Origin of the sequence: Paenibacillus sp. YN15 (assembly GCF_003285005.1) — a bacterium.
Lineage (GTDB): Bacteria > Bacillota > Bacilli > Paenibacillales > NBRC-103111 > Paenibacillus_AR.
Genome location: NZ_QMFA01000034.1, coordinates 50,208 through 69,653, shown reverse-complemented (window position 1 = coordinate 69,653; position 19,446 = coordinate 50,208). Strand labels below are relative to the sequence as shown.

Sequence of the window (19,446 nt, the reverse complement as noted above, 5' to 3'; positions counted from 1 at the left end):
GGGAGAGAATCCGGCTATTTGTGATGTAAAATCGAACACTTTATGAAAGCGCATACTCACTTGGTTTTATAAGGGGTTGGGGGTGAAAAAAATATTGACGTCATCGAACTAACATGTTAGTCTTGGTGTGTAGCATGTTAGACAACAACATGTCAAACAATTTAAGGGAGGTTATTGTGTGGATGTTACGAATATTGTAATCGGTTTCATTATGATTTTATCGTTTTTCGGTTTGGTGTGGTATTGCGTAAAGGGTTACAACCTCATGGTAGGTTTTTTTGTAATGTCGGTTCTATGGACGGCAATTGCCCTGATCGGCAACTCCATTTCCCCGACTTCCGTAATGGAAGGGAAATCGTGGATCGACGTTTTGACCAACGTGTTTCAGACGGGACCGGAGAATTACGGCAAGGCCATTCTGGTCAACATCTTCTTCGGCGCCTTTTTTGGAAGGGTGCTCATTGACACCGGCATTGCCGCCACTCTGATCCGCAAGGTAGTCGAGCTTGGCGGAGATAAGCCCCGTGTGACCATGTCCCTGCTGTGTATCGTGACAGCGATTATCTTCACCTCCATGACAGGAATCGGCCCGGTTATCTCCATCGCCGTCATTGTCTTGCCTATCATGCTTTCGTTGGGCATTCCCGCCCCTATCGCCCTCTTCTCCTTTATGGGCTCGATTATGGCCGGTATCTTCGGCAACATCGTCAACTTCAAGCAGTATCAGGCGATTTTTGCAACTGCCGAGAAAAGCTATGCCAGCTATGATTATAACGCTTACTTTAACTTCGGTATGATCGGTTTGGGCGTATCCCTGCTGGTTGTGCTGGTTGTGGCCAATGTCTTCATGAACAAAAAGAAGCTCACCCGTGCATGGGCAGCCACTGCGGATGAGGGAGCCACCAAGGATGCGCCGGCTATTTCGTGGATTTCCATCATTCTCCCGGTTATCGGCGTAGTGGTGTTTAAGGTCCCGATTATCTTCGGCTTTATCTTCTCCGCATTGTTTGCCCTCTTGACCTGCGGCAAATTGAAGGGCGGCTTCAGCAATATTTCCAGAATGCTCTCCAAGCAATTTTCCGACGGAGCCATCGATGTAGCGCCCATGATCGGCTTCCTGCTTACCTTGTCCATGTTTAACAACGCGGCTACCTATGCGTCTCCGTATTTCAAAACTTTGCTGGACGGCGTAATGCCTACCTCGGCGCTGCTCTTGTGTATCTTGTTTGCCGTGCTGACTCCGCTGGGCTTCTTCCGTGGCCCGATGAATCTGGTTGGCTCCGGATCGGCTATCCTGGCCGTGGTTGTATCCATTGCGGCATGGCCCGTACAATTCTTGTATCCGTTGTTTGCCATTACAACTGTTGCGCCCCAGCATTTGGACGTAACCCAATCATGGGTAGCGTGGGGCTTTGGCTATACCAAGGTGCCGGCTCGAGATTATATGAAAATGTCCATTCCTACCGGATGGATCATCGGTATTATTCTGTGTGCAATCGTATTCATCATGTACGGCAAGCTAGTGTAAAAGAGCATACCGGGCCGGCTTTTGCACTTGTGTAAAAGCCGGTCATTCAACCATTTGAACAGAATCGGAGGACGAACATGAGTAAATCGGTTAGAGTGGGAATAGACGTAGGAGGAACACATACAAAAGCAGTGGCCATCGACAATGAGACACAGGAGATTATCGGGAAATCGTCGGTGAAGACGACTCATGATGATCCCAAAGGTGTGGCGGCGGGGGTTGTGAAATGCTTTCAAAACTGTCTGAAGGAAAATAACATTCAAGCCAAGGATGTGGTCTTTGTAGCCCACAGCACCACTCAGGCAACCAATGCCTTGATTGAAGGGGACATTGCCCAGGTTGGCATCATCGGGATGAGCAAGGGCGGACTGGAAGGCTTTTTTGCCAAAAGACAGACCAAGCTGCAAAATATAGATTTGGGGAACAATAAAGAAATTAAGATTTTCAACAGCTTTATCAATATTAAGAAAATGACGGAGGCCTCCGTTCTGGATGTCATCAATGACCTGGTGAAGCAAGGCGCACAGGTGATTGTCCCGTCCATGGCCTTTGGCGTGGATAACGGCAAACCGGAAGCGATTGTGTATGAGAAGGCCGAGAAAAAGGGCATTCCCACCACCATGGCCTCGGATATTACCAAATTGTACGGGCTGACCCGCCGGACCAGAACGGCAGCGATTAATGCAAGTATTCTGCCGAAGATGCTGGATACAGCCAACTCCACCGAGCGGTCCGTAAGAGAAGCGGGTGTCCACGTTCCCCTGATGATTATGAGAGGCGACGGCGGCGTTATGGAAATCAGTGAAATGAAGAAGCGTCCCGTGCTCACCATGCTGTCCGGTCCGGCGGCCTCCGTAATGGGCTCCTTGATGTATCTGCGGGCCTCCAACGGGGTTTATTTCGAAGTAGGCGGAACCACCACTAATATTGGGGTCATTAAAAACGGGCGGCCAGCCATCGATTATTCCATCGTGGGCGGCCATCCTACCTATGTGAATTCCCTGGATGTGCGGGTGCTGGGTGTGGCCGGAGGCTCCATGGTCCGGGCCAACAAAAGCGGCGTTGTGGATGTGGGACCCCGTTCTGCCCATATTGCCGGGCTGGATTATTCCGTCTTTACCGACCCGCAGAAGATTAAAGGGCCGCAGGTGGAGTTTTTCTCGCCGAAGCCGGGTGATCCCGCAGACTATGTATCCATCCGTATGGAGAACGGCGAACGGGTAACCATCACCAATTCCTGTGCAGCCAATGTGCTGGGACTGGTGAAAAAGGAGCATTTCTCTTACGGCAATGTGGAGGCGGCCAGAAAGGCCATGCAGGCCTTGGCGGACTATTGCGGCACCACGGCCGAGGATATTGCCAAGCAAATTATGGAGAAGGCGTATGCCAAGATTGAGCCGGTTATTCTGTCCCTCGCCGAAAAATACAAGCTGGAGAAGGATCAGATTTCCCTGGTTGGCGTTGGCGGCGGCGCAGCTTCCCTGATTATATATTTTGCCGAAAAAATGGGGTTAAAGTATAGTATTCCTGAAAATGCGGAAGTTATTTCTTCTATCGGCGTTGCCTTGTCCATGGTCAGAGATGTGGTGGAACGGATCATCCCGTCGCCCTCCAAGGAGGTGATCAGCGCGCTGAAGATGGAGGCCATGAATAAGGCCATTCAAAGCGGAGCTACGCCGGAGAGCATCGAGATCCACATTGATATTGATCCGCAAACCTCCAAGGTTACCGCCATTGCCACCGGCTCCACGGAGGTAAAGACCAATGAGCTTCTGAAGGAATGCACGGAAGAGGAGCTGCGGCAATTGGCCGCCAACGATATGCGGGTTGCCGTGGAGCAGACCCGGCTTTTGGAGAAGACCAAGTATGTTTCCATTTACGGCGAGCAAACCGGCAAGGCAGGGGAAGCCGGGGCCATCCGGATTCTGGATACCAAGGGCTTCATCAAGGTGCAGCGGGGCCGGGGCATGGCCATCAAAACCACGGCAGGCGACTATCTCGATGCCGTCAAGAAGCTGTGGGAAAGCATGGCGGTTTATCAAACCGAGCTGATTGCCAGACCGGATTTTTATCTGTGCCTGGGCGCGCGGATTATGGATTTCTCCGCCTCCGACTTCGCTCAGCTGGAGCTATTGATGGACATTGAGGTATCCACATTTGAACCGGACACCGAAATTATTGTGGTGGCAGCCAATATTAAACAGAGCTAGAGCTTGTCCGGGGAAAGGAATGGAGGAGCTATGCAGGAGCAGGGGCAAATCACGCTGAGAGACATGGTTCATCACCTGCTGCAGGTGGAGGATGAAACCTGGGGACGGTATGCATTTTCCAGAGAGCTGTTGAAAAAACGCATCCAACCGGGCCAACAAACAGAGATGATTGCCAACGCAATCGCATGCGGGAGAGCATATGCCAGGCGAATGATTCGTGAGCATGGTACCAGGGATGCAAGCGAACTGGCCGGAAAGCTGAAGCTGAAGGTGGAGTTCAGAGAGGTTTCCATGACCGGCAAACGCGTTTTGTTTGCCTCATACGCGCCCCCGGATCAGATCATTATTATGAAGGAGCCTGTGGAGCAGGCTGTTCGGCTGATAGCGGAGGAAGACCCCGGGATAGTTGAACTTTTTACACAAACGGGTATAATAAATACTATCTTGGGGCATGAAATGTTTCATTTTGTAGAAGAACAACTGGAGCAGGAAATTTATACCCGTACAGAAAAAATATGTTTATGGAATTTTCTGGGATGGAAAAATTACTCTACAATACGTACCCTGAGCGAAATTGGAGCAATGGCATTTACACAGGAACTGAACGGGCTTGAATATTCTCCCTTTATTCTGGATGTTCTGTTGTATTATGGCTATGATGCTGCCAGTGCCCAAAAAATATTTCGTGACGTTCTGGAAGTGAGCTCAGGAAGGTGTAGGGAAACCGAAGATTATGAATAACACGAATTCATTGAATGATGTGACATACAACCAGATTAGAGAAGATATTATGAATATGACCCTGGAGCCGGGGACGGATGTCAGTGTGCCGAAGCTGTCCGAGCGGTATGGGGTCAGCAGGACCCCTGTACGGGAAGCCGTCGTCCGCCTTCAGCAGTCGGGTTTGGTGGAGATCTATCCCAAGCGCAAAACCGTGGTCTCCAAGATTGATCTGCAGCGGGTCCGGGAGGAATGGTTTATTCGAACCTCGCTGGAAACGGCCGTAGTGGATGAGTTCATTCTCCGGTGCAGCGAGCTGGTGGCGGATACCATGCAGGAGCTTATCAACAAGCAGAAGAGATATATGGACAAGAGGAATTTCTTCGAATTTTACTGCAAGGACAACCGGTTTCATCAGCTTATTTTTGAGACGGCGGGAGAAGAGCTGTCCTGGCTTACCATTGAAGAGGTGGCCTCCCATTATAACCGTGTCCGGCTGCTGTACGGCAAAATGCACGGGGCGGAGCAGTCCCACATTGACCATCACATAAAAATGGTGGCCGCTATCCGCAAGCGGGATGCGGGAGCCATGAGGAGCATTGTGGCGGAGCATTCCAACAGCTTGCTTGAGCAGGTACGGAGCATGGCCAAGCAATATCCGCAATTTTTCTAACATATCACGAAACCGCCATGGTATCCGGATGGCGGTTTTTTCGTATGGCCGTAAGGCGGAAGGGCGGGCCGCCAACGTGAGCCGAATCACAAAAGAAAGCTGCAGATATGCTAAGATGACAGCAGCAGCGGCAGGGCTTTTTACAGCCTTGTCTGATGGAATGGGGGAGTGGCAAATGAAGGAGATTCCGGTGAATGCCATGCGAAAAGGCGACTGGTCGTTGAATCTGGAGGAGGAGTACGGTCCGGGAGAGGAAGAGGAGATGGTGGCCTCCTCTGTAGAGGCGGTGTCGCAGACGAAGCGGGAGCACTACGTGAATATTATTACACCGGGTGACCTGGGCTCTCCCGAGGAATGGTTCATTCCCCGGCTTGAACGGGCATTGTCGGAGAAGGGGCTTCCCGTGGAAAAGCTGCTGTATGTGGGGGAATGCGGCTGCGGCGGGTATATTACCAGGATTTACCGCTAAGTTCCGAGAGCGGAATATGGTCCCGCCGTCAGGCAGCCGAAGGGATGGGATTTCCCGACGGCAGAGCCTAACTGCGGGATATTGCCGCGCATACCCGCTTCTTCTTTAGAATGCCGGCTATTCATACTCAATGGTCTGGCTGGCATCCCCGCCGGGGGGAATCATGGGATACACATTCATTTCCTCGGTTACATCAAATTCCAGCACGGCCACTCCCGGTTCAGCCCACGCTTCATGGATGACCGCTTCCGCTTCGGCGCGGCTGCGGGCATAATATCCCCGGGCGCCGAAGGTGCGGGCCAGCCCGGCGAAGTCGGGGGAGGAAATTTTAACCGAGGAATAGCGTTTGTCATGGAATAGCTGCTGCCACTGTCTGACCATGCCCAGGTAGCCGTTTTTCAATATGACAATTTTTAGGTCCAGCCCGTAATCTACGGCGGTCATCAGCTCCTGGATGTTCATCTGGATGCTGCCGTCGCCGCTGATACAGACGATAGGGCGGCCCGGTTCGGCCACAGCCGCGCCGATAGCCGCAGGCAGCCCGAAGCCCATAGTGCCAAGGCCGCCGGAGGACAGAAGCGAACGGGGACGCTTGAAGGGATAATGATGCGCCGCCCAAATCTGGTGCTGTCCCACATCCGTTGCCACGACCGCTTCTCCGGCGGTTTGGGCATGGACCAGCCGGATCACCTCCTGGGGCTGCAAAAGGGCTTCTCCCTTCGTGGACAAGGCGGGTATGCGTCTGGGGAAGGCTTCAATCTGTTTGTTCCATTCCTCCCAGGAACCGGTTAGTCCGCCGGAGAGCAGCGCGGTCAGCACCTCGTTGACGGAGCCGTGAAGGGCCAGATGTACAGAAACGTTTTTGTTCAGCTCGGATTCATCGATATCCACCTGGATTTTGAAGGAGTGGGGTGAAAACGACTTGGGATTGCCGGATACCCGGTCGCTGAATCTGACGCCGAGGCAAAGCAGCACATCTGCCTGCTGGACGGCCTTGTTGGCCGCAACCGTGCCGTGCATGCCTACCATGCCCAGATGCAGCGGATGGTCCGTGGGAAATGCGCCCAGTCCCATTAAGGTGGATACTACCGGGATCGCCGCTTGCTCAGCCAGAGAAAGAAGCAGACTGGAGGCCGCCTCGGACATACATCCGCCGCCAACAAGCAGAGCAGGCCGTTGTGCCTGGGCCAGCTTGCCGAAAACCGCTTGAAGCTCTTCATCCGGAATGGAGGTATCGGGCTTGTAGCCCCTCAGCTGCGGAACGGAGGAAAGCTCCACCGGCTTATGCCGGCTGGGCGCAGGCCCCTGCATGATGTCCTTGGGCATATCAATCAGGACCGGTCCAGGGCGGCCTGTGGTGGCCAGATGGAATGCGCTTTTGACGATTCTGGGCAGCTCGGCGATATCCATGACCATGAAGTTATGTTTCGTAATCGGCATGGTCATACCGAAGATATCCACCTCCTGAAAGCTGTCCAGACCAATCAGGTTAGAGGAAACCTGTCCCGTCAGCACCACCATGGGCACAGAATCCATATATGCGGTGGCAATTCCGGTTATGGCATTGGTTGCTCCCGGACCGCTGGTAACCAGAGCGACGCCGGCTTTGCCGGTTACCCGGGCATAACCGTCTGCCGCATGCACTGCGGCTTGTTCATGCCGGACCAGAATATGCCGGATGGACGGGCAATCGTACAGCGCATCGTAGATGGGGAGCACTGCGCCTCCCGGATAACCGAATACGGTGGTTGCCCCCTGTTCGAGCAATAATTCAATCAACAATTGCGCCCCTGTCAAAAAAACGCACCTCCCATTTCCAGTAGTCAGATGCCGGTTCCGAGGCTTCCCCAGCACCATTCGGCCTCTGGCGCAGATCATATTATTTAGAGTAGCGTAGCGCATAATAGTCTTAAATCTTGTGACCGGGATCACTGAAATACCAGATTTCGGACAAACCGGAGGGAGTGATAAACCATGCTGCAAATCAAACGGATCTATGAGCCTCCTTCCATAGAAGACGGCAAGCGGATCTTGGTGGACAGGCTGTGGCCCAGAGGCGTTACGCGGGAAGCGGCCTGTTTGGACCTTTGGATGAAGGATATCGCGCCGTCCGCCGCCTTAAGAAAAAGCTTCAACCATCAGCCGGAAAAGTTCGCGGAGTTTACCCGGTTTTACCGGGAGGAGCTGCAAAGCGAAGGGGCGCAGCTCCAACTGGACCAATTATGCGGTTTGATCGGGAGCGGTCCGGTAACGCTTGTCTACGCGGCAAAAAGCGCGGAGCATAACCATGCCTTGGTGCTGAAGCAATTTCTGGAGGAGAGAATGGGATAGCCGTCATAATCCGCTTCCGCCCCGCATATATTTTGCGGCAGACATTATTCGATAATGAGGTGGAAAAGTGGATAAAACGACAAAGCATTTACCGCCGTCCGGGCATATTCCGCAGCCTATCCGGGAAGGGGGCTACGGGACTATTGACCGGGGACCGCGGGATGTAATGCGGGACCGGCAGAATCCCGATATGCTGGTGCCTCCTGCTACGGATGCCGGGCTGATCCCCAATTTGCGCTTTTCCTTTTCCGATACCCATATGCAGCTGAATCAAGGCGGGTGGTCCAGAGAGATTACCATCCGCGACCTGCCGGTGGCTACAACTCTGGCGGGGGTCAATATGTGCCTGACCCCCGGGGGAGTCCGCGAGCTCCATTGGCACCAGCAGGCGGAATGGTCGTATATGCTTCTTGGCCATGCCAGAATCACTGCCGTGGACCAGAACGGCAGCAATTTTATTGCCGATGTGGGTCCCGGAGACCTGTGGTATTTCCCGCCCGGCATCCCCCATTCCATTCAGGGAATGGAGGACGGCTGCGAATTTTTGCTTGTTTTCGACGATGGGCATTTTTCCGATTTAAACACCTTGTCCATCTCCGATTGGTTCGCCCATACGCCCAAGGATGTGCTGTCCTCCAATTTTGGAGTTCCCATGGAGGCCTTTGCGCAGATTCCCGATGGACAGGTGTACATTTACCAGGACCAGGTGCCGGGCCCCCTCGACTCCCAAAAGGTCCACTCCCCTTACGGAACGGTTCCCCAAAGCTTTACCTACCGGATGCTGGCCCAGCCTCCCATGCAGCTTCCCGGGGGCAGTGTGCGGATTGTCGATTCCACCGTGTTTCCGGTATCCAAAACCATCGCCGCGGCGCTGGTGGAAATCAAACCCGGGGCCATGCGCGAGCTGCATTGGCATCCCAATAATGATGAATGGCAGTATTATCTGACCGGCCAGGGGCGCATGACAGTGTTTAGCGGCAACGGAGTTGCCAGAACCTTTGATTTCCGGGCCGGGGACGTGGGGTATGTGCCCTTTGCTATGGGCCATTACGTGCAGAATACCGGCGAGGAGACCTTATGGTTTCTGGAAATGTTCAAAAGCGACAGGTTCCAGGACGTTTCCCTTAACCAGTGGATGGCGTTGACTCCAAAGGAGCTGGTGGCAAGCAATCTGAAGGTTGGGCCCCAAGTGACGGATGCGCTGCGGAAGGAAAAATGGCCGGTGGTGACGTATCCCGGATTCACCTATTATCCGAAGCCAGAATAGCCTCGCCTTGTACTCCAGGACAGACTTGCGGTTGCCGCTTCCGGGCGGAGCCGAAAGTCTGTTTTTTTGCGGAAAGGAAAGATTTTTTGGCACTTAGATGAATTTGGGGATGAAATGCTTACTTTTGTAAAGCGACTATGGTAAAATGGAGTTAACAAAAGGAGTGATGCAGACATGTCGAATCCCCAATCATTATGTCCGAAGTTTGAGGCTGCTTTTGAACTGTTGGGCAAACGGTGGACAGGCCTGATTATCCAAGTGCTGCTAAGCGGACCCAAGCGCTTTAAGGATTTGTCCGACATTATCCCCGGGATGAGCGACAGAATGCTCTCGGAGCGCTTCAAGGAGCTGGAGGCCGCGGGCATTATTATCCGCCACGTGTACCCGGAAACCCCGGTCAGGATCGAATACGAGCTGACGGAAAAAGGAAAGGGTCTGCAATTTGTAATGAAGGAAGTTCAGGAATGGGCGGAAAAATGGGCGGGACATGAGGAAACAGAGTGAGGGAGATAAACGCAGCATGACGACAATCGGGTTAGTGAGACACGGTGTGACGGATTGGAATCAGGAAGGCCGTATGCAAGGAAAGAATGATATTCCGCTTAATGCGGAGGGAAGACGCCAGGCGGAGCTGCTGGGCAAGCGTATGGAAGGGGAGGAGTGGGATTACATCTACTCCAGCAATTTGGCCCGGGCGCGGGAAACGGCGGATATTATCGCCCGGCATATGGGCAAACAGGTGGCGGGATATGATCCCCTCCTGGCGGAGCGTTCCTTCGGGAACCTGGAGGGAACCACAGAGCAGGAGCGGATCAGCCGCTGGGGACCGGATTGGAAAAACGTTGATCATGGCGGAGAAACCCGTGAAGCGGTTATTGAACGGGGAATGAGGCTGCTGGAGGAAATAGAGCGCCGGCATCCGGGGAAACGGGTGCTGCTGGTGTCCCATGGAGCGCTGATTGGAGCGCTGGTGGAAACCCTTTTTCCCGACTTCGGCTATCTGGGCCTTAAGAATACTTGCGTCAATGTGCTGGAGAAATCCTCCGAAGGCTGGAGCTGCCGCCTTCATAATTGCGTCAAGCATCTGGAGGACGGGACAAGCTGCGGGTAGCCTAACCCAGCCTTAAAACGCGGCTATAGAGATCAAATAAATGCGGAGGCGTTGCCGGGATGGTGAAGGGACAGAGCGGCAGGCTCAGGAGCCTGCAAGTGGGAAAACCGGCCGTGTACCAATGGGGCGGAAAGGAGTTTGCCACCGGCATGGGCAAGCTGCCGGCAGCGGGAAAGCTTTTGCTCACCTTTGAAGGATATGCGGAGGACGGGCAGGCGGACCGAATTCATCACGGCGGCCGGGACAAGGCCGTTTGTGTGTATGCTTATGAGCATTATGCGTATTGGGAAAAGGAGCTGGGCCAATCCCTGGTTTATGCCGCTTTTGGCGAAAATGTGACTATGGAAGGGCTCACGGAGCAGGATGTTTGCATCGGAGACGTATACCGGATGGGGGAGGCGCTGGTTCAGGTCAGCCAGCCGCGCCAGCCGTGCTACAAGCTGGGGCATAAGTACAACCGGACGGATATGCCGCTTTTGGTGCAAACCACCGGCTATACCGGCTATTATTTCCGGGTGCTGGAGGAGGGCTGCACCGCTCCGGGGGATGCGGTTCTCCTGGTGGAGCGGTCCCCTGCAGGCATTACGGTGGCCGAAGCCAACCGGATTAAGTATACGGCCAAGGACGATCAGGCGGAGGCCGCCCGGCTTCTGGCTGTGCCCGGATTGTCGGACAGCTGGCGGGAGAGTCTCGCCAAACGGTTGAGCTAACCAGCCTATGGGCTGGTTTTTTGCGTTTTTGGTTCCGCTGCCGCTGTGATATAGTTAACATACGATTGCGGCTGGCGCAGGGTATCATGGAAATAGATAAATAATCGTAGATAACTTCCGGGCTTGATGATAAAAAGCTTTTATTGGCATAGCCTTAAATGATGCCAAAGAAGCCATCGTGAAGTCCGTCAGGAGGTGTTGGCTTATGTCACGGCTGAAGGGATTTGCGGCAACGGGCAGCGTCAAGCCAAACACAGGCATGGCGCCTGCCCTTCAATTGTTGAGCCGGGAGCATACCAAGCTCCGCCGGGGAATGGAGCAGGTCTGGGAATTTGCCTCCAAGTCCACGGTGCGCGGGGAGGAGTTTGTTCAGGAATGGCTCCGCCGGGAGCGGAAGCTGCGGAATGCCTTTAATCTGCACATGGAAAAAGAGGAGCAAATTCTGCTTGGCGTCCTGTCCAAATATTTGGATACGGATAAGGGGCCGGCCGCTGTCATGAAGTATGAGCATGAGCTCTTGGAAGAAACCTTCGATGAACTGGAAGCGGCAATGGAGCGCCTGGCGGAGAGGCCTAACGACGAAGAAGCGTTCCAGAGGGTTGCCGCCCAATTCCGGCGGGCCTGCCAGGTTATCGGCGATCATTGCTATAAGGAAGAGAATGCCGCTTTTGTGCTGGCCCAGAACCTGCTCACCGATTCGGAGAAGGTGCTGGTTCTGCAGATGATCCGCAAAAAGAAGCAATAGGGAGCTGCGGGTGCTTGTTTCGCCGCAGTCTCTAACCGATAGATGAGATGTATCATTATCAAGCGGAAAGGATGGGAAGCCATGCTTACGGGCGCTATATTGGCCGGAGGCCAAAACCGGAGAATGGGCAAGGAAAAAGCCCTGCTTCCTTTTTCCGGTGAATTGCTCATTCAGCGTCAGATCAGAACGATGAGCGAGGTTTGCGAGGAAATTATCGTGGTGACGAACCAGCCGACACTGTTTCTGCCGATTCTCGACCGCTCCATTCGGATCATTACCGATTATTACCCCGGCAAGGGACCGTTGTCCGGCATGCACGCGGCATTGACCTTGTCCCGGAATCCGGAGGTATGGATTGTCGGCTGCGACATGCCGTTCCTGTCCGCCGGCGCGGCCACAGCCATGCAGGAGCTGAAGGCTGCCTTGAAGTGCGATGCGGTGGTGCCGGTTATTGAGGGGCGTTCCCATCCGCTTCACGGCATTTACTCCAAGGGCTGCGCCGATGCTATATCCGCGCTGCTTCTGTCGGGAGAGTCCCGGGTTTCGGAGATGCTGCGGATGATCTATTGGCAGGAGGCGCCGGAGGCGCATTTTGCAGAGAAGCATATCGGCCTTGATTTTGTGACAAACATGAATACCCCCGAAGAATACGAGCTGGCATTGAAGCACGCCGCAGAGGCAGCCCTTTCCTAGAAAGGGCTGTTTTCATTTGGAGGCTGCTGCATACGGCGGCTAAATGTGACAAAACGACAAATGATGCTAAATGCGGGGGCAGAGGGCTTTTTATTGTGAATTTCATCACAGCGACACAGGGGCGGAAATAGTATTTTAAATCGTAGAAATGAAAGTGATTATCACTACCGGCTCGTGAATAAGATGAACTATCATCTGTTTTTTCTTAATGAAAGGAGCGGGAGAAAATGCCGTTAACCATGCTTCCCATTGGAAAAGAAGCTGTTGTGAATGAATGCAGGGCCAAAGAAGACACCAGGAAATTTTTGGCGGGACTGGGCATTGTGCCGGGAGTCTTCATTTCCGTCATTTCCGAAATGAAGGGCAATCTTATTGTCAGTGTGAAGGGCTCCAGACTTGCCCTGAACAAAGGTGTCGCTCAACAACTGATGGTCAATCTGCAATGAATATAAGCTGAGCTGCGGGCTCTCCCAAGGGAGATGTCCCGCCTTTTGTTAATAATGATTATCAATATCAACAATGTGGAGGATTCTTATGGAAATTTCGTTGAAGGAACTGAAGCCGGCCGAAGCCGCCGTAATCAAGAGCATCGGCGTAAGCGGTCCGGTGAAGAGAAGATTGATGGATATGGGCATTACGCCCGGCGCGAAGATTATCATGCGCAAGGTGGCCCCTTTGGGAGACCCCATCGAAGTGAATGTCAGGGGTTATGAGCTGACCCTGCGGAAATCCGAAGCGGAACAAATCACAGTTGAGAAATAGTTCAAATTCACGCGAGAATGGAGAATGAGTATGGCTGCGTACAGATTTGCCCTGGCTGGCAATCCTAACTGCGGAAAGACTACCCTATTTAACAATCTGACGGGGAGCAATGCCCATGTAGGCAACTGGCCCGGGGTAACTGTGGAGCGTAAAGAGGGAAAGTGCAAAAAGGTAAAGGAAAATGTGACCATTATCGACCTTCCCGGTATTTACTCGCTGTCACCTTATTCCCAGGAAGAAATTATCGCCCGCAACTTTCTCTCTAAAGAAAAGCCGGATGTTATTATCAACATTGTGGATGCCACCAACATCGAACGGAACCTGTACTTGACCACCCAATTGCTGGAGCTGGGGATTCCCACCATCATTGCCCTCAATATGATGGACGAGGTAAAGCTGCGGGGAGACACCATCGATGCCGCCAGTCTGGAGAAGCAGCTGGGGGTTCCGGTTGTCCCCATCACCGCAACCAAGAATCAGGGGATCAAGGAACTGTTGGAGCGCGCCTTGTCCTTGGACCACAAGCATGAGCGCGCCATCAAAACCGCCCTGGAGCATACCAAGCTGGAGGCGCCCGTCAAGGCCTTGAGCGAGCTTTTGCAAAAGGATAATTACTCCAACCCGCTTTACAACGCTGTAAAGCTGCTGGAAAGAGACGAAAAAGCAATTGAAGAGCTGAAAATGAGCCCGTCTTTGGCTGCCGCCGTCGACAAGATTGTGACCCAGGCAGAGAGCGCCGAGGGGGATCTGGAGTCGCTGATTGCCGACCTGCGCTACAAATATATCAGTGAATCCATCGAAAAGCACGTGAAGAGGGGAAGAAAAGAAGGGGACCTGACCTTCTCCGACAAGGTGGACAAGATTGTTACCAACCGCTACCTGGGCATTCCCATCTTCATCTTGATTATGTATGCCGTGTTCCAGATTTCGCTGGGTCCGGTAGCCGCCTTGATTGCCGATCCTTTTGCGGAGTTTACGGGAGAAACCATTCCCGGCTGGGTAGCTACCTTCCTGGAGAATATCGGAGCGTCCGAGACGGTTATGGGCTTGGTCATTGACGGCATTTTCGCCGGTATCGGAGCCGTTCTGGGCTTCCTGCCGCTGGTTGTCATTCTGATGCTCTGTCTCTCCATATTGGAGGACATCGGCTACATGGCCAGAATCGCTTTTGTTATGGACCGTGTGTTCAGACGCTTCGGCTTGTCCGGCAAAGCCTTTGTTCCGCTTCTGATGGGTTACGGCTGCGGCGTTCCCGCCATTATGGCCACCCGGACCCTGGAGGATGACCGCAGCCGGAAGCTGGCCATCACCCTGATGCCCTTTATGTCCTGCGGGGCCCGTATTCCGGTATATGCCGTATTCGCCGGCGCCTTCTTCGCTTCCAACCAAGGGCTGGTCACCTTCAGCATTTATGCTTTGGGTATTCTTGTCGCCATGCTCTCCTGCATCATTCTGAACAAAACCGTGTTTAAGGGCGAAGCGCCTCCGTTTGTAATGGAGCTGCCGCCGTACCGGCTGCCGTCGTTGAAATCCGTTTTGCTGCATACCTGGGAAAAAGCCCGCGGCTATGTGGTGAAGGTAGGTACTATCCTGCTGTCCATGAGCGTGGTCATCTGGGTGCTGCAAACCTTTGACTTCTCCTTCCACATGGTGGAGGATGCCGCTGACAGCATCTTCGGCTCCATCGGCAAGCTGATCGCGCCTCTCTTCACCTGGAACGGCTTTGGCGTAATCAACGGCACCGGCGAAGTCCACTGGCAGGTGGGCGCAGCGCTGCTGACCGGCCTGATCGCCAAGGAAGCGGTGGTCAGCACCTTGGGCATTCTGTATATCAATGAGGGCACGGAAGAACTGACCAATGCCCTCAGTACTGCACTGCATGGTTATTTTTCACCGCTGGCGGCATTCTCCGTTATGGTGTTCGTGCTGCTCTATGCGCCTTGCTTTGCGGCTATCGCCACAGCCAAGAAGGAGCTGGGCTCCTGGAAATGGACGTTGTTCACAGTAGCATACCAATGCGGAATTGCCTGGGTGATTTCACTTCTGGTGTATCAAGTTGGCCGTCTCCTGGGAATCGGACTCTAATTTATCCGGCATCATATTTGAGAAGGAAGAAGGGATTCGCATGGCAGATATTGTGATCATTGCAGTGGTTGTGGGGATTGTCGGGTTTACGGTATTCCGTTACCTCAAGAACCGCAAAAACGGCGGCAGCGCCTGCAACTGCGGCAGCGGCGGCTCCACCTGCGGCAAAGCGGACAGCTGCGGCATGTCCAACCGCTAAGCTTCAGGTTTCGCAACGGTTTATTTCGGACTCATCATCCTCATATTTACCCGGCATACCGCCTCTGTTCCCGTGGAACGGCAGGCTGGGGGCCGGGTATTTTTTTGAAAGGAAAGGCAAAATAAGATGACACAAGTTAGCAATATTCATCGCCTTGCTTTGTGATTATAATCACAGATGGACCATATGGCAGGGACTATACTGATGGTATAAGTTATCGCCATATAAATTATATTTATCGAGGATGGATGTTGCCATAAGCATCACCTCGATTGTGGCGAGAATACAGAGGAGTGGGTGAACATGCTTCAAACGTTATCCCGTGAAGAGCAAGTGGTAAGTACAGTGGACGTGCTGGGAGACGGAATGGATCAGCTAAGAGATGAGCATGGGCTGCTGAAGCGGGAAATGATGGAGCTTTATGGCATGGCAAAGGTAGTGGGGCAGAATGAGGACGTGCTGAATTGGAGTGTGTCCCTGGACTGTCTCCGCGGCAAAATCATTCAGTTTATGGAAAAGATGAATGCCCACTCTCTGTGGGAGGATCAGGTGCTGTTTCCCATGGTTCGCGACTATTCCGGCCAGAAGCTGGAGGAGCTGACTGTGCTGGAGCAGGAGCATAAGCTGGTTCATAGCCATATGATGAGCTTTTTGCATCTGATGGAAGGGGCTGCGGCTCCCATCAACAGCCAGAAGGCCAAGGAGGCGGCGGCTTGCCTGCTGGAGGCGTATACCGTCCTCGCCGGCCACTTCCGCAAGGAAGAAGAGAACCTGTTCCCGCTTGCCGAGCAAATGCTGATGGACCTGGAGCAATTCTTCACCTGCTGATGCGACTCGAAAAATATGATGAAAATGGTACACCGTCTGCATGCAGGCGGTGTTTTTGTTTGTTATAATCATATGAAAATGTTAAATGAGGGGTTAGATGATGATGATCCGCAATCCCTTCGGGCTGTCTGTGCGTACGGTGGAAGCAGGCGGGGACTTTGTGTTGCTTGTCACTGGGGGACAAGCTCATATTGGAGCGGCTGCAGTTGCATATCCTGCGGAGGGCGGCGGAACCTGCACGCAGGTGATCGGACTGCCCGGCCACAAGGAGGCGGAGCTTGCCCGGGAGCTGGCGGATATGGCCTGCAGCCGGTTAGGCAAAGCGGTGACGGTGATTGCCGGCATTCATATTGATCATGCCACCCCGGCGGAAATTCGGGCGATGGTGGCTGAAACAAGAGCGCTGTTCCATGGGGAGCTGGAGGTTCTTGCAGACAGGAGGAAGAGACATGGCGGAACAGCTGACGGACAAGCATGGACGGAAACATGATTATATCCGGATTTCCGTAACGGATCGCTGCAATCTGCGGTGCGTGTATTGTATGCCGGAGGAGGGAATGGAGTTTGAGCCGGAGGAAAAGCTTCTGCGGGCGGCGGAAATCCGGGAGGTGGTCCGGGTACTGGCCGGTATGGGCATCCGCAAGGTGCGGCTGACCGGAGGTGAGCCTTTGCTGCGCAAGGATCTGCCGGAGCTTGTTGCCATGCTTGCAGCCATCCCCGGGATTGAGGATATCGGGCTGACCACCAACGGCATCTTTTTGGAGAAAAAAGCGGAGGCGTTGAAGCAGGCCGGGCTTACCCGGATTAACATCAGCCTGGACAGTTTGCGGGAGGAGCGGTTTCGTCTGATTACGAGAGGCGGCGATATCCGCAGAGTGCTGGCCAGTGTGGATGCGGCGCTCCGGGTGGGGCTTGATCCCGTGAAGCTGAATGTGGTGCTGGTCAAAGGGGTCAATGACGATGAAATTGCCGATTTTCTAAAGCTTACCCTGGATCGCTGGCTGAATGTCCGGTTTATTGAATATATGCCCATCGGGCACAGCGGAAAGGATTGGAGGTCTAGGTATCTCCCCCTGGAGCAGGTGCTGCGGCAGGCGGAAGCCATGGGCCTCCCGGTGGAGGCTGCCGAAGGCATAACCGGCAATGGGCCTGCGGAAAATTACCGCATCCAGGGGGCGGAGGGCACGTTTGGCCTGATTCATCCGGTCAGCGACCATTTTTGCCAGGCCTGCAACCGGCTTCGTTTGACGGCGGACGGATATATCAAACCCTGCTTGTACTGGTCGGACGAATTCCATGTCAGGGACAGCATTGGAAACGATGAGGCCCTCCGCAATCTGATCAAAAGAGCCTTGGCCGCCAAACCCGAAAACCATGAAATGGCTCTGGCCATGTCGGATACCGGAGCCTCCCATACGCCGACTGTGCGGAGGATGTCCCAAATCGGAGGATAACAAAAAGCCCTCCGGCATTGGCCGAAAGGCTTTTTGCCCACATCAGAATGTTTAAATTCCTTACAGCGCTAAAGCGCGTAAGACAAACATTCGGATTGGCGATAAAAACTTCCTCTAAACGCGGTCGCTCATTCTCGAAAAACTCCGATCGGAGTTTTTCTCAAAAACTTGAAGGGGTTTCTAGATTAGATCACCCATGCTCTGCTGATGATCACCAGCAGAATGAAGAGCACCAGAATGACGCCAGTAGTAGTGAAGCCGCCACCTACGGGGCCACAACCTGCAGCATAACCCATTGTTGTTCACCTCCCCTCAAGAGTCTCAAGCGGGGGTATTGCGGAAACGAATAATACACTATATGCCGAGGCCAATGGGTGGATTGGACGGATGCCCGGATGGCATAATCTTTTGGCAAATGTACAGGAGGATGCTTAAGATGAGACAGATTCGCCAAATGCAGGAGCATGAACGGGAGGAATACATACGGCTCTCCTCCTTTGCGTTCCAATACACCCTGACGCCGGAGGAGCTGGTCAAACGGGCCGCTTCCTTGGTTCCTCAGGAAAACTGGGGCTGCTACGGAGAAGAGGGGCTGGAGGCGCGGCTGACGCTGCTGCCTATGGAAGTGTATGTGGGAGGCAAACCTTTTGCTATGGGCGGCATTGCCGGGGTGGCCACCTGGCCGGAAAAGCGCCGCGGCGGCAGAGTGGCCGGGCTGCTCTCCCATTCGCTGCGGGTGATGAAGGAGCAGGGGCAGATGATCTCCATGCTCCATCCCTTCAAGTTCGAGTTTTACCGCAGGTTTGGCTGGGAAACCTATGCCGAATACAAGAAGCTTGAGCTGGGTCCGCACCAGCTGCCCCGGTTTCCCGCCGTTGCCGGACGGATTGTGCGCACCACGGAGTTGGACATACTGGCGCCTGTTTATGAGGCGTATGCGGTGCGGTATAACGGCATGCTGGTCCGCAGCCGCAAGTGGTGGGAGGACCGGGTATTGGCCCGCAAAAACGAAGGCAGGCTGGGAGCCGCCTATTTTGACGCGGACGGTCAGGCTAAAGGTTATATCCTCTATAAGGTGGCCGATTATACCCTCACCGTCTACGAATGGGTAGCGTTGGACGGGGAAGCCTATAGAGGCTTGTGGAACTTTATAGCCGATCATGATTCTATGCTGGGAAGCGCCGGCAAGGTTCAGCTGCTGATGGCCCATCCCGGCGACAGGCTGGCCTCGCTGTTGAAGGACCCCCGCATCCTGCAGGAGACGGTGCCTTATTTTATGGCCCGGCTGGTGGATGCCGAAGCTTTCCTGAACAGGTATTCCTTCCGGCAGGGTGTCAAAGGCGAGCTGCATCTCCATATCCGCGACGAACAAGCGCCCTGGAATGAGGGCGGTTATGCCATTCGGCTGGGTGAGGAAGGAGCAAGGGTGCGGCGCAGCGCGGCCGGGGACGAAGCCGCCTCCGTCGAAGCGCTGTCCTGCGGCATCGGCATTCTTACCTCGATGCTGCTTGGATACGAGCGCCCGTCATTTTGGTATGAGCATGGTCTATTAACGGGGAGCGCGAGCCAACTGGAGCTGCTGGAAGCCGCTGTGCCGGAGGGACGGCCCTTTCTTCTGGATTTTTTCTGATTTATGTCTGAACTGGAATGGAGGAAAACGG

Annotated in this window: 22 protein-coding genes; 20 read left to right on the top strand and 2 right to left on the bottom strand. The window is 53.8% G+C overall.

Going from position 1 to position 19,446, the window contains the following annotated elements; translation table 11 throughout:
* Positions 1-178: 178 nt before the first annotated feature.
* The 5 genes from DQG13_RS22535 to DQG13_RS22515 all read left to right on the top strand — a co-directional run bounded on the left by DQG13_RS22535 (position 179) and on the right by DQG13_RS22515 (position 5,600).
* Entirely contained in the window at positions 179-1,528 is a 1,350-nt protein-coding gene (locus DQG13_RS22535) for a citrate transporter (protein WP_113022412.1), read from the top strand.
* 77 nt (positions 1,529-1,605) lie between these two features.
* Positions 1,606-3,738, top strand: a complete 2,133-nt coding sequence (locus tag DQG13_RS22530) for a hydantoinase/oxoprolinase family protein (RefSeq protein ID WP_113022410.1) — start codon at positions 1,606-1,608, stop codon at positions 3,736-3,738.
* Between the two features lie 30 nt (positions 3,739-3,768).
* The gene (locus DQG13_RS22525) at positions 3,769-4,479 is read left to right on the top strand and encodes a hypothetical protein (protein WP_113022409.1); all 711 of its coding nucleotides are present in this window, start codon (positions 3,769-3,771) and stop codon (positions 4,477-4,479) included.
* Entirely contained in the window at positions 4,472-5,131 is a 660-nt protein-coding gene (locus tag DQG13_RS22520; RefSeq protein ID WP_113022408.1) for a GntR family transcriptional regulator, read from the top strand. The genes DQG13_RS22525 and DQG13_RS22520 overlap by 8 nt, the downstream gene beginning before the upstream one ends.
* Positions 5,132-5,306: 175 nt before the next feature.
* The gene (locus DQG13_RS22515) at positions 5,307-5,600 is read left to right on the top strand and encodes a CGCGG family putative rSAM-modified RiPP protein (protein WP_113022406.1); all 294 of its coding nucleotides are present in this window, start codon (positions 5,307-5,309) and stop codon (positions 5,598-5,600) included.
* 117 nt (positions 5,601-5,717) lie between these two features.
* Here DQG13_RS22515 and ilvB read toward each other — a convergent pair whose 3' ends face one another.
* Positions 5,718-7,457, bottom strand: a complete 1,740-nt coding sequence (gene ilvB / locus DQG13_RS22510; protein WP_113022404.1) for a biosynthetic-type acetolactate synthase large subunit — start codon at positions 7,455-7,457, stop codon at positions 5,718-5,720.
* A gap of 117 nt (positions 7,458-7,574) precedes the next feature.
* Here ilvB and DQG13_RS22505 point away from each other — a divergent pair, with 117 nt between their 5' ends.
* From DQG13_RS22505 to moaA, 14 genes are all read left to right on the top strand, one after another.
* Positions 7,575-7,931 (top strand): DUF488 domain-containing protein, encoded by a 357-nt coding sequence (locus tag DQG13_RS22505; protein ID WP_113022402.1) that lies wholly within the window; start codon positions 7,575-7,577, stop codon positions 7,929-7,931.
* A 67-nt stretch (positions 7,932-7,998) separates the two neighbouring features.
* Entirely contained in the window at positions 7,999-9,198 is a 1,200-nt protein-coding gene (locus DQG13_RS22500) for an oxalate decarboxylase family bicupin (RefSeq protein WP_113022401.1), read from the top strand.
* Positions 9,199-9,372: 174 nt separating this feature from the next.
* Complete coding sequence (locus tag DQG13_RS22495; RefSeq protein ID WP_113022399.1) at positions 9,373-9,702, top strand: winged helix-turn-helix transcriptional regulator; 330 nt, start codon at positions 9,373-9,375, stop codon at positions 9,700-9,702.
* 16 nt (positions 9,703-9,718) lie between these two features.
* Complete coding sequence (locus DQG13_RS22490) at positions 9,719-10,309, top strand: histidine phosphatase family protein (protein ID WP_113022397.1); 591 nt, start codon at positions 9,719-9,721, stop codon at positions 10,307-10,309.
* 59 nt (positions 10,310-10,368) lie between these two features.
* Complete coding sequence (locus DQG13_RS22485; RefSeq protein WP_113022395.1) at positions 10,369-11,019, top strand: MOSC domain-containing protein; 651 nt, start codon at positions 10,369-10,371, stop codon at positions 11,017-11,019.
* A gap of 205 nt (positions 11,020-11,224) precedes the next feature.
* On the top strand, positions 11,225-11,764 hold the full coding sequence (locus DQG13_RS22480) for a hemerythrin domain-containing protein (protein ID WP_113022393.1): 540 nt from the start codon (positions 11,225-11,227) through the stop codon (positions 11,762-11,764).
* A gap of 81 nt (positions 11,765-11,845) precedes the next feature.
* Positions 11,846-12,457, top strand: coding sequence for a molybdenum cofactor guanylyltransferase (mobA, locus tag DQG13_RS22475; RefSeq protein ID WP_181592926.1), 612 nt, complete (start codon positions 11,846-11,848; stop codon positions 12,455-12,457).
* 227 nt (positions 12,458-12,684) lie between these two features.
* Complete coding sequence (locus DQG13_RS22470) at positions 12,685-12,903, top strand: FeoA family protein (RefSeq protein WP_113022389.1); 219 nt, start codon at positions 12,685-12,687, stop codon at positions 12,901-12,903.
* Between the two features lie 88 nt (positions 12,904-12,991).
* Positions 12,992-13,219 carry a FeoA family protein gene (locus DQG13_RS22465; RefSeq protein WP_181592925.1) on the top strand — a complete coding sequence of 76 codons (228 nt, stop codon included), beginning with the start codon at positions 12,992-12,994 and terminating at the stop codon, positions 13,217-13,219.
* Between the two features lie 30 nt (positions 13,220-13,249).
* The gene (feoB, locus tag DQG13_RS22460; RefSeq protein WP_113022387.1) at positions 13,250-15,304 is read left to right on the top strand and encodes a ferrous iron transport protein B; all 2,055 of its coding nucleotides are present in this window, start codon (positions 13,250-13,252) and stop codon (positions 15,302-15,304) included.
* A 40-nt stretch (positions 15,305-15,344) separates the two neighbouring features.
* Complete coding sequence (locus tag DQG13_RS22455; protein WP_113022385.1) at positions 15,345-15,503, top strand: FeoB-associated Cys-rich membrane protein; 159 nt, start codon at positions 15,345-15,347, stop codon at positions 15,501-15,503.
* Between the two features lie 303 nt (positions 15,504-15,806).
* The gene (locus DQG13_RS22450; RefSeq protein WP_113022383.1) at positions 15,807-16,331 is read left to right on the top strand and encodes a hemerythrin domain-containing protein; all 525 of its coding nucleotides are present in this window, start codon (positions 15,807-15,809) and stop codon (positions 16,329-16,331) included.
* Between the two features lie 97 nt (positions 16,332-16,428).
* Entirely contained in the window at positions 16,429-16,821 is a 393-nt protein-coding gene (lpdD, locus tag DQG13_RS22445; protein ID WP_181592924.1) for a prenylated flavin chaperone LpdD, read from the top strand.
* On the top strand, positions 16,781-17,785 hold the full coding sequence (gene moaA, locus DQG13_RS22440; RefSeq protein ID WP_113022381.1) for a GTP 3',8-cyclase MoaA: 1,005 nt from the start codon (positions 16,781-16,783) through the stop codon (positions 17,783-17,785). Before lpdD ends, moaA begins: the two co-directional genes overlap by 41 nt.
* Positions 17,786-17,970: 185 nt before the next feature.
* Here the strand turns inward: moaA and DQG13_RS22435 are convergent, their stop codons facing one another.
* Positions 17,971-18,081, bottom strand: coding sequence for a sporulation protein YjcZ (locus DQG13_RS22435; RefSeq protein WP_113022379.1), 111 nt, complete (start codon positions 18,079-18,081; stop codon positions 17,971-17,973).
* Between the two features lie 140 nt (positions 18,082-18,221).
* Here DQG13_RS22435 and DQG13_RS22430 point away from each other — a divergent pair, with 140 nt between their 5' ends.
* Positions 18,222-19,415 carry a GNAT family N-acetyltransferase gene (locus DQG13_RS22430; protein ID WP_258525811.1) on the top strand — a complete coding sequence of 398 codons (1,194 nt, stop codon included), beginning with the start codon at positions 18,222-18,224 and terminating at the stop codon, positions 19,413-19,415.
* Positions 19,416-19,446: the final 31 nt, after the last annotated feature.

Coding starts and splice junctions, on each gene's coding strand:
- DQG13_RS22485 (WP_113022395.1), top strand. CDS start 10,369: ATGGTGAAGGGACAGAGCGGCAGGCTCAGGAGCCTGCAAGTGGGAAAA.
- lpdD (WP_181592924.1), top strand. CDS start 16,429: ATGATGATGATCCGCAATCCCTTCGGGCTGTCTGTGCGTACGGTGGAA.
- DQG13_RS22505 (WP_113022402.1), top strand. CDS start 7,575: ATGCTGCAAATCAAACGGATCTATGAGCCTCCTTCCATAGAAGACGGC.
- DQG13_RS22450 (WP_113022383.1), top strand. CDS start 15,807: ATGCTTCAAACGTTATCCCGTGAAGAGCAAGTGGTAAGTACAGTGGAC.
- DQG13_RS22430 (WP_258525811.1), top strand. CDS start 18,222: ATGAGACAGATTCGCCAAATGCAGGAGCATGAACGGGAGGAATACATA.
- DQG13_RS22530 (WP_113022410.1), top strand. CDS start 1,606: ATGAGTAAATCGGTTAGAGTGGGAATAGACGTAGGAGGAACACATACA.
- mobA (WP_181592926.1), top strand. CDS start 11,846: ATGCTTACGGGCGCTATATTGGCCGGAGGCCAAAACCGGAGAATGGGC.
- moaA (WP_113022381.1), top strand. CDS start 16,781: ATGGCGGAACAGCTGACGGACAAGCATGGACGGAAACATGATTATATC.
- feoB (WP_113022387.1), top strand. CDS start 13,250: ATGGCTGCGTACAGATTTGCCCTGGCTGGCAATCCTAACTGCGGAAAG.
- DQG13_RS22480 (WP_113022393.1), top strand. CDS start 11,225: ATGTCACGGCTGAAGGGATTTGCGGCAACGGGCAGCGTCAAGCCAAAC.
- DQG13_RS22465 (WP_181592925.1), top strand. CDS start 12,992: ATGGAAATTTCGTTGAAGGAACTGAAGCCGGCCGAAGCCGCCGTAATC.
- DQG13_RS22435 (WP_113022379.1), bottom strand. CDS start 18,081: ATGGGTTATGCTGCAGGTTGTGGCCCCGTAGGTGGCGGCTTCACTACT.
- DQG13_RS22515 (WP_113022406.1), top strand. CDS start 5,307: ATGAAGGAGATTCCGGTGAATGCCATGCGAAAAGGCGACTGGTCGTTG.
- DQG13_RS22495 (WP_113022399.1), top strand. CDS start 9,373: ATGTCGAATCCCCAATCATTATGTCCGAAGTTTGAGGCTGCTTTTGAA.
- DQG13_RS22525 (WP_113022409.1), top strand. CDS start 3,769: ATGCAGGAGCAGGGGCAAATCACGCTGAGAGACATGGTTCATCACCTG.
- DQG13_RS22470 (WP_113022389.1), top strand. CDS start 12,685: ATGCCGTTAACCATGCTTCCCATTGGAAAAGAAGCTGTTGTGAATGAA.
- DQG13_RS22520 (WP_113022408.1), top strand. CDS start 4,472: ATGAATAACACGAATTCATTGAATGATGTGACATACAACCAGATTAGA.
- DQG13_RS22490 (WP_113022397.1), top strand. CDS start 9,719: ATGACGACAATCGGGTTAGTGAGACACGGTGTGACGGATTGGAATCAG.
- ilvB (WP_113022404.1), bottom strand. CDS start 7,457: ATGGTGCTGGGGAAGCCTCGGAACCGGCATCTGACTACTGGAAATGGG.
- DQG13_RS22455 (WP_113022385.1), top strand. CDS start 15,345: ATGGCAGATATTGTGATCATTGCAGTGGTTGTGGGGATTGTCGGGTTT.